At 52.7% G+C, this 12,662-nt stretch carries 10 protein-coding genes and 1 tRNA gene; all 11 read left to right on the top strand.

Going from position 1 to position 12,662, the window contains the following annotated elements; all coding sequences use genetic code 11:
• Window positions 1–57: 57 nt before the first annotated feature.
• A tRNA-Arg gene (locus B2U90_RS04140) sits at window positions 58–134 on the top strand.
• 345 nt (window positions 135–479) lie between these two features.
• Window positions 480–1,943: an alanine/glycine:cation symporter family protein gene (locus B2U90_RS04135; protein WP_059077418.1), complete on the top strand. Its 1,464-nt coding sequence runs from the start codon at window positions 480–482 to the stop codon at window positions 1,941–1,943.
• A 122-nt stretch (window positions 1,944–2,065) separates the two neighbouring features.
• Window positions 2,066–2,821, top strand: coding sequence for a dihydroorotate dehydrogenase electron transfer subunit (locus tag B2U90_RS04130; protein ID WP_059077419.1), 756 nt, complete (start codon window positions 2,066–2,068; stop codon window positions 2,819–2,821).
• Window positions 2,821–3,735, top strand: coding sequence for a dihydroorotate dehydrogenase (locus tag B2U90_RS04125; RefSeq protein ID WP_292017170.1), 915 nt, complete (start codon window positions 2,821–2,823; stop codon window positions 3,733–3,735). Before B2U90_RS04130 ends, B2U90_RS04125 begins: the two co-directional genes overlap by 1 nt.
• A 51-nt stretch (window positions 3,736–3,786) precedes the next feature.
• Window positions 3,787–5,328, top strand: coding sequence for a gluconokinase (locus tag B2U90_RS04120; RefSeq protein ID WP_395754012.1), 1,542 nt, complete (start codon window positions 3,787–3,789; stop codon window positions 5,326–5,328).
• 35 nt (window positions 5,329–5,363) lie between these two features.
• The gene (gnd, locus tag B2U90_RS04115) at window positions 5,364–6,776 is read left to right on the top strand and encodes a decarboxylating NADP(+)-dependent phosphogluconate dehydrogenase (RefSeq protein WP_292017169.1); all 1,413 of its coding nucleotides are present in this window, start codon (window positions 5,364–5,366) and stop codon (window positions 6,774–6,776) included.
• A 155-nt stretch (window positions 6,777–6,931) separates the two neighbouring features.
• The gene (locus B2U90_RS04110) at window positions 6,932–7,909 is read left to right on the top strand and encodes a helix-turn-helix transcriptional regulator (protein ID WP_292017168.1); all 978 of its coding nucleotides are present in this window, start codon (window positions 6,932–6,934) and stop codon (window positions 7,907–7,909) included.
• On the top strand, window positions 7,906–9,393 hold the full coding sequence (locus B2U90_RS04105) for an AAA family ATPase (RefSeq protein WP_292017167.1): 1,488 nt from the start codon (window positions 7,906–7,908) through the stop codon (window positions 9,391–9,393). Before B2U90_RS04110 ends, B2U90_RS04105 begins: the two co-directional genes overlap by 4 nt.
• 14 nt (window positions 9,394–9,407) lie before the next feature.
• Window positions 9,408–10,952 carry a hypothetical protein gene (locus B2U90_RS04100; protein WP_292017166.1) on the top strand — a complete coding sequence of 515 codons (1,545 nt, stop codon included), beginning with the start codon at window positions 9,408–9,410 and terminating at the stop codon, window positions 10,950–10,952.
• A gap of 15 nt (window positions 10,953–10,967) precedes the next feature.
• Window positions 10,968–11,981: a hypothetical protein gene (locus B2U90_RS04095; RefSeq protein WP_292017165.1), complete on the top strand. Its 1,014-nt coding sequence runs from the start codon at window positions 10,968–10,970 to the stop codon at window positions 11,979–11,981.
• 91 nt (window positions 11,982–12,072) lie between these two features.
• Window positions 12,073–12,618: a hypothetical protein gene (locus B2U90_RS04090; RefSeq protein WP_292017164.1), complete on the top strand. Its 546-nt coding sequence runs from the start codon at window positions 12,073–12,075 to the stop codon at window positions 12,616–12,618.
• Window positions 12,619–12,662: the final 44 nt, after the last annotated feature.

Raw genomic sequence — 12,662 nt, 5'->3', positions numbered from 1 at the left:
CAGCCTTCCAAGCTGGTTACGTGGGTTCGATTCCCATCACCCGCTCCATTTTTTTATGACTCAGTAGCTCAGCTGGATAGAGCAACAGCCTTCTAAGCTGTGGGTCTAGGGTTCGAATCCCTACTGGGTCACCAAGAAGAAGTTAAAGCATTCAGAGATTATCTGAGTGCTTTTTTTGTATTTCAAAGCAAAAATAAAGATGTATACACTTAAAAATTTATTGAATATTGTATACAAAATACTAAAAAGAAGTATTTTACCAGATAAAAATAGAAATATTCAGCTAAATTGTCCTAGTATGCTAAAAATATATTTACAAAGAGCTTGATAATGTGCTATAGTAAGTGTGTTGTTTCACATTCTTAAAGGAACGTCATATCGTATCTCTGGAGGATTCTCGGCCGGTATCGTTCCGCTTTTACAGATATCATCATTACTTTATTCGAGAATTCCAATAATTGCATGAGGGGGCAATGTGTATGGAATTTTTTGGTTTGATTGCAAAAGGGATGATGGCTTTTGCTGATTTTATCTGGGGATGGCCGCTGCTCATCGGCACGTCCTTTGTAGCCGTCTTCTTATCCATCCGTCTCGGCTTTTTCCAGTTTGCATTTTTTGGTCATGTCATGAAGAATACCTTTGGCAAAATCTTTGACAAAGGGTCTGGTGACGGCAATATCAAGCCATTTAAGGCGGCCTGTACGGCTCTGGCTTCGACATTGGGTGTTGGCAACATCGCCGGCGTTTCCGTCGCTATCGCAACGGGCGGTCCCGGTGCTGTCTTCTGGATGTGGTTCATCGCCATGCTGGGCCTGATCGTCAAGTTCTCAGAAGTTACCCTGGGCCTGGCCTATCGTGAAAAAGATCCCGTAAGCGGTGTCTGGCACGGCGGTTTCCCCTGGTATGTCAAGAACGGTCTCGGCAAAAACTGGCGCTGGCTGTCGGCTATCTGGGCTATCGTCATGGCAGCGGGCATGATGTTTGCCCCGTCTATCCAGGCAGCAGAAATCTCCAATGCCATTAATACAGCCTTTGCTGTCAATCCGTATATCGTCGGCATCACCGTTGCTGTCCTAATGGCAGCAGTTCTCCTGGGCGGTCTCAAGAGTATTTCCAATTTCGCTAATCTCGTCGTTCCGTTTATGGCTGTCATTTACATCGTCGGTGCTATCTTTGTTATCATCGTCAATGCCAGCATGATTCCTTCGGCCTTTGCTATGATTTTTGAAGATGCTTTCACCGGTACGGCTGCAACGGGCGGCTTTGCTGGCAGCACGGTCATGCTGGCCGTCCGCTGGGGCCTGGCCCGTGGTATTTATTCCAACGAAGCCGGTACGGGTACAGCTCCGCTGGCTCATTCGTCGGCATCGGTCAACCATCCGGTCAAACAGGGCCTGTGGGGGATTTTTGAAGTCTTCTTCGATACTATTGTCGTCTGCACGATGACGGCTATGGTCGTTATGACCTCGGGCCTCTGGAATACGGGTATTTCCGGTGCTGCTCTTACGACAGCCGGCTTTTCCTCTGCCTTTGGCAGTGTGGCTGTCGGTGCTGTATTTATTTCAGTCATCATTACTTTCTTTGCTTTTACGACCTGTGTTGTCAACGTATATTATGGCGGTATCTGCCTCAACTCCCTGGGCCTTGAAGGCGCATGGATCAAAATTTACTATGCCATCGGTTGTGCCTGGGCTATTGTCGGTGCTATCGGAGCAGCCAAGACACTGTGGTCTTCCTTCGATTTCTTCTATGGCACATGTGTCGTCTGCAACCTCATTGTCGTTTTCCTTCTGAGTGGCAAAGTCAAGATTCTCGTAGACGATTACAAACAGCGCCTTAAAGATGGAAAGTGGGACGCATCGGCTGCTGACTGTGTGGCCCGACTCGGTATCTGGCGTGATGAAGTTACCCTGAATATGGAAAAAGAAGTCGAACATAAATAACAGGTATAGGATACGCCCTGTGTGAACACAATATTCATGCAGGGCGTTTTTACTTTCTTTCTATCTATGGTAGAATAGGAAAAGGAGAAATCCGGGGAAACTTTTTATAGGAGGCATTGCTTATGAAATATGTGGAGCAAGCTGAAATACTAAAAAACGAAGCGATTATTCCTGCCGTATGGCAGATGAAATTCCATGCGCCGCAGATTGCCCGGACAGCACGGCCGGGGCAGTTTGTCAACGTACACTATGATGGCGGTACGACCTTTTTGCGCCGTCCCTTTGGCATCGTCGATACGTCAACAGATGGTACGGTCACGATTATCTACCGTATCGTCGGTACGGGAACGGAAGAATTATCGCGGCTGCATCCCGGTGATGTGCTGAATGTGGAAGGTCCTCTGGGAGATGGCGTCTTTACGACTTCCCCTGGCAAGGTCCTGCTGGCTGGGGGCGGCGTCGGGCTGGCACCGCTCATTTTCCTGGCAAAAAGGCTGGATCATCCGGTGGTCCTCGTGGCTGGCAAGACGGCGGCAGAAACGTTCTGGACACGGTTTTTTGAACCCTATGCGGAATATATCTACGTGACGACTGATGACGGGTCCCGGGGAATAAAAGGATTTGCCGTACAGGCACTGCCTGTAATTTTTCAGGAACATGCCATAGACCGCATTTCCGTCTGCGGCCCGACGGTGATGATGAAGACCATTGCAGAAGCTGCGGCCGAAGCGGATGTATATTGTGAAGTATCCATGGAAAAACGCATGGCCTGCGGCATCGGCGTCTGTCTCGGCTGTACCTTTGCCAGCAAAATCGATGGCAGACGGCATAAGGTATGTGCAGATGGACCGGTATTTCCGGCGAAGGAGGTATTTTAATGAATACAGATCGGTTAAACGTTACATTCGCCGGTATTCCTATGAAGACTCCCGTCATGGGAGCTTCGGGTACATTCGGATTTGGCGTGGAATATAGTGATTTCCTCGACCTCAGTGAAATCGGCGCTGTCATTTCCAAGGGGATTACGCCCCTGCCGAGGGCGGGTAATCCCGGTGTACGGGTGGCGGAAACGCCGTCGGGCATGCTCAATTGCATCGGTCTGGAAAATCCCGGTCTCGATGCGTTCAAACGGGACATCCTGCCGCGGACAAAACAGATGGGAACTCCCATTATTGTTAATATTTCGGCCGGTTCGGCTGAAGAATACGGCCAGCTGGCGGAAGCCCTCGATGTCGATGGCGTAGCCGGCCTGGAAGTCAATATTTCCTGCCCTAATGTCAAAGAAGGCGGCATCGTATTCGGGAACGACCCTAAAGCGGCCGCTGCCGTAACCGGACAGGTCAAATCTCATACGAAAAAGCCGGTCATTGTAAAATTATCACCGAACGTGACAGATATCACGGTCATGGCGAAAGCCGTGGAAGCGGCCGGTGCCGATGCCGTGTCCCTCATTAATACATTGACGGGGATGGCCATTGATATCCGGTCGCGGCGCCCTCTTTTGGGTAATATCACCGGAGGCCTGTCTGGTCCTGCCGTCAAACCGATTGCTCTGCGCATGGTATGGCAGACAGCAAAGGCCGTGCAGATTCCCATTCTCGGCCTGGGTGGCATTGCCTGCTGGCAGGATGCGATTGAATTCATGCTGGCCGGAGCCAGTGCCGTCGCCGTAGGGGCTTATAACTTTGTCAATCCCCGGGCGGTACAGGAAATTGCTGAGGGGATGGCCCAGTATTGCGAAGAAGAAGGCATCACACATATTACCGATATCGTAGGAGCCCTTGTGGTCTGAACCATGAGTGAAAATCTGTGATAAACGGAAAGGGAGAAGATAATCATGAGTATGGAATCATCCAATCAGGAAGTATGGATTGGCGTCGACGTAGGAACGACAGGCGTGCGGGCCATTGCCTATACGGAAGACGGTACGAATGTGTGCTCGTCCGAAGCGTTTTACCCGCTCCTGACGCCCCACCCGGACTGGGCCGAAGAAAGTCCGCTTCAGATATACGAATCGGTAGAAGAAGTCATCAGCAAGACGGCGGCCCAGCTGCGGTATAAAAACAAAGAACTGGCAGGGATTGCCCTGAGCACGGTCATGCACAGTTTTGCCGGTCTTGACGAACACCTGGAACCTCTCATGGATATGCAGACCTGGGCCGACAGCCGCAGTGCCGATGTAGTCCGTGATATGAAAAAAGATCCGGTCCTGTGCCATTCTTTTTACGAACGGACGGGCTGCCCCATCCATGCCTGTTATCCCCTGGCCAAGGTTCTCTGGCTCAAACGCCATCAGCCGGACCTGTTCCGCCAGATGAAATACGTCGGATCCATCAAAGACTATCTTTTTTATCATCTGACGGGTCAGTGGGTCATCGATAAATCGACGGCCAGTACCAGCGGCATGTACAATGAACGGACACTCCAGTGGGACGATGAAATCCTTTCCTATGCTGGGATAGACAAGTCGTATATGCCGCCTGTCGTTTCCACGACGTACATGCACACGCTAGCACCCAAAGCCGCCGGGGCCATGCATCTGCCGGAAGGACTTCCCGTGGTCATCGGCGCTACTGATGGCGTATTGGTCAACGTCGGCATCGGTGCCGTCCAGCCGGGCCAGCTCAGCGCGACCATCGGTACCAGCGGAGCTCTGCGCATGCTGACCAGACAGCCGAAGACGGATCCGCAGATGCGCACCTGGTGCTATAATCTGACCGATGACATGTGGGTTGCCGGCGGCGCCATCAATAACGGCGGCATGATCCTGCGCTGGGTCCGCGACAAAATCTGCCATTACGGCGGCAGCAAGCTGGAAGACCTGGATATCGACCCCTATGACCTCATGACCATGAAGGCTGAACACGTTGATGCCGGTGCCGATGGCCTCATCTGCCTGCCCTGCTTTACAGGGGAACGGGCGCCCTACTGGAATTCGGAATTGCGAGGCATGTTCTTCGGGTTTTCCCTCAATCACAGCCGGTCCCACATCATCCGGGCCGTCATGGAAGGAATCTGCTACAGCCTGAACAGCGTCATGCTGGCCCTCCGGGAATTCGGTGATATCCGCGATATCCGCGTCAGTGGCAGCTTTACCAAATCCCGCCTCTGGCTGCAGATCCTGTCGGACGTGCTAAACGAAAAACTGACTCTCCCCGACAACAGCGAGGGAGCAGCCTTCGGCGCGGCGACACTGGGATTCATTGCCAGCGGCAGACTAAAGAGCATTGCCGACACGGCCCATCTGGTCCATGCAAAGAAAGTATATACACCGATAGCCGAAAACGTGGCGACATACCGGGAGCTGTACAGTATTTTTGCCCGGCTGTATCTGAAACTGCAGGACGAATTTGCAGAAATTACAGAATACCAGAAAAAAATCTGACCGGACGAAGTCCGTGATAAAGGAGCGAATACACAATGGATTTACATGATATCGGCGTTGTCGGCATGGCCGTCATGGGCAGCAACCTGGCTCTCAATATGGCAGACCATGGATTTACGGTCAGCGTCTATAACTACACACCGGATCTGACGGAAAAATTTGTCAAAGAACGGCCCCATGATCATATTACCGCCTATTACGGCCTGCAGGATTTCGTATCGTCTCTCAAACGGCCACGGAAAATCATGTTCATGATTATGGCGGGAAAGCCCGTAGACAGCATGATTGACCAGCTTATCCCTCTCCTCGACCAGGGGGATATCCTCATCGACGGCGGCAATTCTTATTTCGGTGATACGCGCCGCCGCTATGAATACTGCCGCAAGCAGGGCATCCATTTTTATGGCATGGGTATATCGGGCGGGGAAACCGGCGCCCGCCGCGGCCCGTCCATCATGCCCGGCGGCAATAAAGACACGTATCCCGAAATCCAGCCCATTTATGAAGCCATTGCAGCCAAAGCCAGTGATGGCAAACCCTGCTGCACCTATATCGGCAGTGATGGCGCCGGCCATTATGTCAAGATGGTCCATAACGGCATCGAATATGCGGATATGCAGCTCATTGCCGAATCGTATCTGCTGCTGAAAACCGTCGGCGGCTATACGAATAGTGAAATCGCCGATATTTTCCACCAGTGGAATCAGGGGGAACTGCACAGCTTCCTTATCGGCATCGCCGCCGATATTTTTGCCGAAGATGACGAAACAGGCGGACAGGTCATTGACAAAATCGTCGATGCGGCAGGGCAGAAGGGGACCGGCCGCTGGACCAGCATCGAAGCATTGAAACAGGGCGTCGACATTTCTATGATCACCGCTGCCTGCAACGCCCGCGTCATGTCCAACCTGTCTCAGCGGCACATGGCTGAAACGGTTATTTCCGGGCCGGAACATAAGCTTGTAAAAGGAGAAAAATTCATCGAAGCCGTGCGGCGCAGTCTGTATACGGGGAAAATCGTGGCCTACGCCCAGGGATTTTCTCTCTACCGCAGTGCCTCGGAAACGTACCACTGGGATCTCGACTACGGCCGTATTGCCTCTATCTTCCGGGCCGGTTGCATCATCCAGGCGGAGTTCCTCAATAAGATTACCAAAGCCTATGAAAAGAATCCGGATCTGGAAAACCTGATATTCGACCAATTCTTCCTGGATAAAATCAATGCCAACGAAGAAAGCCTGCGCCAGATTGTCTGCCTGGCCGTACAGGAAGGCATTCCCATCCCGGCTTTTGCCAATGCCATGGAATATCTCGACGCCTACCGCAGTCCCCGCGTCGGAGCCAATCTGATACAGGCTCTGCGGGATTACTTCGGGGCCCACACCTATCAGCGCACCGACCGGGAAGGCACGTTCCACCATCAGTGGCACGAACATTACGAAAAATAACATCCTTAGTGAAATCCCTCAGGAGCACCGTATATCCTGAGGGATTTTTGCATGCAAAGCCCCATTTTATGTTATAATATGTTACAAATTGTTTATGAATACAGCGACAATATGTGTCGTAATTTTATGATACTATAGGGATGAAAGGAGAGAGTATGGATAAAGCTGAGCGGATACTTCTCGTATTCTGCCGTTTATTGAAACACGAATGGCTGAATAAGACGAATCTGGCACTGGAATTTAATACGACAGAACGAACCATCGAACGGGATATGCAGTCTATCCGCGCCGTCCTTTCCGAAGCCCGCAGCCCGGCCGTGCTTCTCTGGGACCGGCAGAAGGGGTCCTATATCCTGAACCACTATCAGCACCGGCCGCTGCAGAGCATGGAGGCACTGACCATCCTGAAAATCCTGCTGGGCAGCCGGGCACTGCGTCTCGATGAGATGGAAGGGCTGGTACAGGCCCTGTGCGGATTATTGTCGCCACGGGATGAAATGGAATTTTCACGGCTGCTGGAAGAAGAGCTTGACGGCTATCGTGAACCGTCTCATCATCAGGCCATCATCAAGACCCAATGGGACCTGCAGCAGTGCATACGGGACCACAGAAAAATCTGCCTTCATTACAGCCGCGGCGATGACATGCGGACGGCGCATATCGTGATTCCCCTCTCAGTCGTCGTTTCCGATGGATATTTTTATCTCATCGCCACCGTGGAAGGGACGATTCACAAGGAACCGGCATTTTTCCGCCTCGACCGCATCCGTTCCTTCGATGTCCTTCCCGGGAACGGATGCTCCCCGGAAGACAATGACTTTTCTCTCCGCCGCCTGCGTTCGACGACGCCCTTTATGTTCGGTGGAAATCCTGTCCGTCTGACCCTGCGCTGTCAGCACCGGGCGGCCGAAGCCCTGTTCGATAAAATCCCCGCTCACACGGTACTTTCTTGGGAAGTGGAGACCGTACTGGTGGAAGTGACCGTAAGCATTCCCGGTTTTTTCCGCTGGCTCCTCATGCAGGGCGATGCCATCGTCATTATCGGGCCGGACCGGTTCCGGCAGGCCTTTATCCAGACACTGCAGAAAATACAAAACGCTTATACTGATAGTAAGGAGGATTGCCCGACATGAAGCATATAAAAGAACAATTCATCCGCTATATGGATGCAGGATTTCCAATTATTTACCTCGATACGTATGAAGAAGATAAAGCCGATGACCTTATCCGGTCCGTCGCCGGCGGCCGGAAAATAGAGGAATGGAATGTGCGCGGCTATTTTGAAAACCAGGTACTCATGCAGGCCGAAGCGCCGCTGGAAGATATCCTGCGGACACTTATCGATGACCCCTTGTCCCTGCAGCGGTCCGTTCTGGTCCTCAAAGACGTACCCCTTTTCAAAGATCAGATGGCCGTCATCGAACTGCTGAAATACCTGGCCCGGCGGATTGGCAATGGCTCCCTGCCTGATTTTAATATTGTCATCGTGTCTTCTGAGGTCTACATTCCCGGAGAACTCGATCCCTTCCTGACCATTCTCCACGACGAATACCTGACTGTATCGGATATCCGCGGCGTCATCGAACAATTCTGCCACGATCAGGAAGTGGACATGCTGCCGGAATTCATCCGCGAACTATCCCAGATGTTCAAGGGCCTGTCGGAATATGAAATCAATACCATCCTGGCACTGGCTCTGTCCGACGACGGGGAAATCACCCGGTCTGATTTATCGCTCATATTGGAACAGAAAAAACAGGTCGTACAGAAATCGGGCATACTGGAAATGATTCCCCTCAAAGAAGGCATGGACGATATTGGCGGACTGGAAAGCCTGAAACAATGGCTCCAGAGAAAGGAAAAGATTTTTCGCAATATGGAGGCCGCTGCGGCCTTTGGTGTAGATATGCCCAAAGGCGTTCTCATTGCCGGCATGCCCGGCTGTGGCAAATCCTTAAATGCCAAGGCGGCGGCCAAGCTCTTCGGCGTTCCCCTGCTGCGCCTTGACATGGGACGCCTCATGGGCAAATATGTCGGTGAATCGGAAGCCAATATGCGCAAGGCCATCGGCCTGGCCGAAGCCATTGCGCCATGTGTGCTCTGGATCGATGAACTGGAAAAGGCATTTGCCGGCGTCGGCGGCAGCGGCGGGGCAGCGGACGTGACGACCCGTCTGTTCGGAACGTTCCTTACGTGGCTGCAGGAAAAAGACAGTCAGGCCTTTGTCGTGGCCACGGCCAATAACATCGCCAATATGCCGCCGGAACTGCTGCGGAAAGGCCGTTTCGATGAAATCTTCTATGTGGCATTGCCCAATAAGGAAGAACGGAAAAAAATCTTTTCCATCCACATCGGGAAACGGCGGCCCGACGATCTGGAAGGTATCGACCTGGACCGGCTGGCAGCCCGTACGGACGGCTACAGCGGCGCCGATATCGAAGGCGTCGTCAAGGACAGCATCGAAGCAGCTTTTGCCAAAGGAGAAGATGCGATTACGACCGACGGCATCCTGGAGGCAGTCAGCCAGACGCATTCTCTGAAGGAAATCATGAAAGATTCCCTGCAAAAGATGGAATCTCTCTATAAACAACGGAAGTTCAAAAATGCTTCGGCATAGAAAGGAGCAAGATCATGGAAGAAAAAGAACAGCCCCGTCAGACGAGCGGCGAAGACATGGTACGGCAGATGCGGCCCGTCATGGAACGGTTTTTCCGTTCTTACGGGGCAAAGGACCCGGCCGTGAGCACCGAGGAGTGGCTGACGGAAACACTGGGCAAAGAGCTTCCATCGTACAGTAAGGACGACATAGCCGCTATGAGCCGGGACATCGTGCGCGAAATAGAACAGGCTGAAGCGCGCAAGACGTCACTGGACAAGGCCTGTGCGGCGGGGCAGACAAAGGAATCGTGGCTTGCTGATGAAGTGCAGCAGGCATCTGTCGGCGTCGGCGTGACGACTATGGGCCAGTATCTGCAGCACATAGACGACGTACTGGCTGATAACAATCAGGCCATGCTCAGGGTAATCATGAAACAGAATGGCACGGTCAATATGAACCCCAATCTCGATGGATTCATTGCCGAACAGCAACAGGTCAATTCCTTCAACCGGGCGGCGGCACTGGAAAACTCCCCGTACCGTGCGGATGTACTCCAGCCTGACGGTACAACTTATGGAAAAAATTCCGTCGATGTCGTTATCCGCGATACCCGTCTGAAGGTGCAGACACCGGTACGGCGCTATCAGCTGAAATTTGGCCGCAATGCCGATGCCACGGCTTCCTATCTGGAGCACGGAGACTACCGGGGCCAGCGCGCCCTGGTGCCGAAAGGGCAGGTAAGTGAAGTCCGTCAGCGCGTCTCTCCGGGGAAACACGTGTCCGATACGATAGAAAGCCCCGATGGCGTCCAGTCCCGGCCACTGGGCAAAGAACAGGCCAAAGCCATGCAGGAACGCGTCCAGCGTGGACGCCGGCTGGCTCAGGACAACTGGAATTCCTTCAATACCCGTTCCCTGGCCCTGCATATCGGCAAACAGGCGGCTCTGGCCGGTATTTCCGGCGCAGCTCTGGCCACAGGATTCCATCTGGCGGGAAAAGCTCTGAAGGGAGAAAAAATCGATGGCGAAGAAGTGGTCCGCACGGCCATTACGACCGGCGCCGATACGGGAATCAAGGCGGCTGCCGCCGGGGCTCTCAAAGTCAGTGTGGAAAAAAATCTCATTCCCTTACTGGCCAGAGGGACGCCGGTCGCGGTACTGACGCCCCTGGCCTGGGCCGGTATCGAACAGGTCAAAATCTGCTATCGTGCCGCCAAGGGAGAACTGACGGCTATGGAGGCTATCGACGCCATGGGCCGCGTCACCGTATCGACCGTTGGCGGATACATCGCCGGCAGTATCGGTATGGTTGAAGGCGCCATTACAGGAGCCGCCATGCTTTCGTGGATCCCCGTCATCGGGACCGGTGTCGGTGCCATCGTAGGTGGCATCGTAGGCGGCCTGACCGGCTGTCTGGCCGGTTCTACTGTGGGAAAAGCCGTGTACAGCGGCGTCAAAACCGTTGCCAAAACGGCTGTCTGCGTCGCCAAAAGCGTGGGCCATGCTCTGTATTCCGGTGCCAAGGCGGTTGCCAGAGGAATCAAGAACGGCCTTAAGAGCATTTTTAGTTTTTTCTGATGCAGGAGTGTACCTATGGTAAAAAAAATAAAATATGCCCTCACCATGGCCGACGGGGCCAAAGTGCGGACATTGGAAGATTTGCGGGACCATTTCGACTGGCCCCATGTACTGGGATATTTTCTCGACGGCAAGCTGGCAGAATGGCTGCGGGACCGGTATTTTGATGAACTGGCCGCGTCCGTAGAGTCTCTGCCGGCGGAAAGTCCGGATCTGGAACAGCAGCTGTGCCATCTCCTGGGTGTCGCCTGGGAAGCGAAGGAAACGACTGTAGATGTGACACGGATGCAGCGGCGGCAGGAAAAAGAAGCGTTGCTGCGGCAGATGACAGCCGATGAATCCATCTGGCAGCACGGGGAAACGACAGCTTTCACCCAGGGAGATCTGGATGAGCTCATCGGTGACGGCGTACCGGTCATATACCTATGCGGTGAGGAATTTACCGTGCCGGCTGATGTGGTGCAGCGGACCTATATTGGCATTCTCGGCAGGCCCCGCATCCAGATTGACGCTGCATCGCCCGACGAACTGGAAGAAAAGGGAATTGTCTTTGAACAGGCTGACCTGCCGGAACAGCTGAGAATACCGGAAGAACCACCGGAACCGGTACGGCAGAACAATAAACAGAATAAGCCGTACGTCGTGTCCGAGGCCTTTCAAAGCCAGCTGAATGACGAACAGCAGCAGAAAGCAGCGGTCCTGTACGAAGAAGCCCAGCATATACTGGGAGCAGTCGTGTTCGATATCGACGTAGCGACGAGGCAGCTGCTGGACACAGCCCAGGCAGAACTGGGACATGCGAACTTCGATATTGATGTCTCGACACACCGCCTGCTGGATGCAGCCCGGGAAGAACTGGGACGGGCGACCTTCGATATCGACGTCCCGACACACAGCTTGCTGGATGCGGCCCGGGAAGAACTGGGACATGCGACCTTCGATATCGATGTCTCGACACGCCCTCTCGTATCGGCAGCCCGGTCTTGCAGAGAAGAAGGAGCTTTCCAGCGTTTCCTCGACCGGTTATAAGAAGTGCAGAACAGAAGATACAGGAAATCAGCTATCCTGGCTATGAGACAAAATAGACATACGTACAGACAGAATAAAGGAGAGAATACCCATGGCAGATAACGAACAGAACGCAGAAGTAACGCAAATGAAGATTGTAAAATTTAAAACAACCGTCGAACGACTGCAAAAATATTTATGGCCTTATAGGTCTTCTTCAAGTATTCCTTGTGTTCCTGTAGGTCCTGAATGGCTTTCTTCATACGTCGATAATCCCTATATCAACATGTTAGTAGCAGAATCTATTTTTTCCCGGTGTGATATGGGAAATAATGTATATGGTTATGTTCAAAACAATAGTTTCTCTGTTCCTAAGCCCAATGCTACTGGCAGCAGCTATTATGATATCCGTGTTCCCGAGTCTGCTCCCTACGATACAGCTTTTTGGTTCTTTATGCTTGCCGCCATCGATGACCGCATTTATAATGATCAGCTGGATTATATTGTGGACGTGGCCTACCTCCTGCACTTCACCGAAGCGATGATCCGTGACTGGTGCCGTGCCGTCGTCTACGTCCTCGATGGCCATACCCTGTCTCCCGACTGCGACCTCACATGTGAAACAGAAGAAGGAAAAGCCTTCTTCCTCCATCAGTAGGAAGGGATTATTTGCAGGGAAAGTGGCGTCCTCGTGAGGGGAAG

This window comes from Megasphaera sp. UBA4233 (assembly GCF_002395615.1).
Classification (GTDB): domain Bacteria; phylum Bacillota; class Negativicutes; order Veillonellales; family Megasphaeraceae; genus Megasphaera; species Megasphaera hexanoica.
This window is presented reverse-complemented; position numbering and strand designations above follow the sequence as displayed.

Excerpts from the sequence above, each read along its gene's own strand:
- B2U90_RS04110 (WP_292017168.1), top strand. The coding sequence starts at position 6,932 with ATGGATAAAGCTGAGCGGATACTTCTCGTATTCTGCCGTTTATTGAAA.
- B2U90_RS04125 (WP_292017170.1), top strand. The coding sequence starts at position 2,821 with ATGAATACAGATCGGTTAAACGTTACATTCGCCGGTATTCCTATGAAG.
- B2U90_RS04105 (WP_292017167.1), top strand. The coding sequence starts at position 7,906 with ATGAAGCATATAAAAGAACAATTCATCCGCTATATGGATGCAGGATTT.
- B2U90_RS04090 (WP_292017164.1), top strand. The coding sequence starts at position 12,073 with ATGGCAGATAACGAACAGAACGCAGAAGTAACGCAAATGAAGATTGTA.
- B2U90_RS04130 (WP_059077419.1), top strand. The coding sequence starts at position 2,066 with ATGAAATATGTGGAGCAAGCTGAAATACTAAAAAACGAAGCGATTATT.
- B2U90_RS04120 (WP_395754012.1), top strand. The coding sequence starts at position 3,787 with ATGGAATCATCCAATCAGGAAGTATGGATTGGCGTCGACGTAGGAACG.
- gnd (WP_292017169.1), top strand. The coding sequence starts at position 5,364 with ATGGATTTACATGATATCGGCGTTGTCGGCATGGCCGTCATGGGCAGC.
- B2U90_RS04095 (WP_292017165.1), top strand. The coding sequence starts at position 10,968 with ATGGTAAAAAAAATAAAATATGCCCTCACCATGGCCGACGGGGCCAAA.
- B2U90_RS04135 (WP_059077418.1), top strand. The coding sequence starts at position 480 with ATGGAATTTTTTGGTTTGATTGCAAAAGGGATGATGGCTTTTGCTGAT.
- B2U90_RS04100 (WP_292017166.1), top strand. The coding sequence starts at position 9,408 with ATGGAAGAAAAAGAACAGCCCCGTCAGACGAGCGGCGAAGACATGGTA.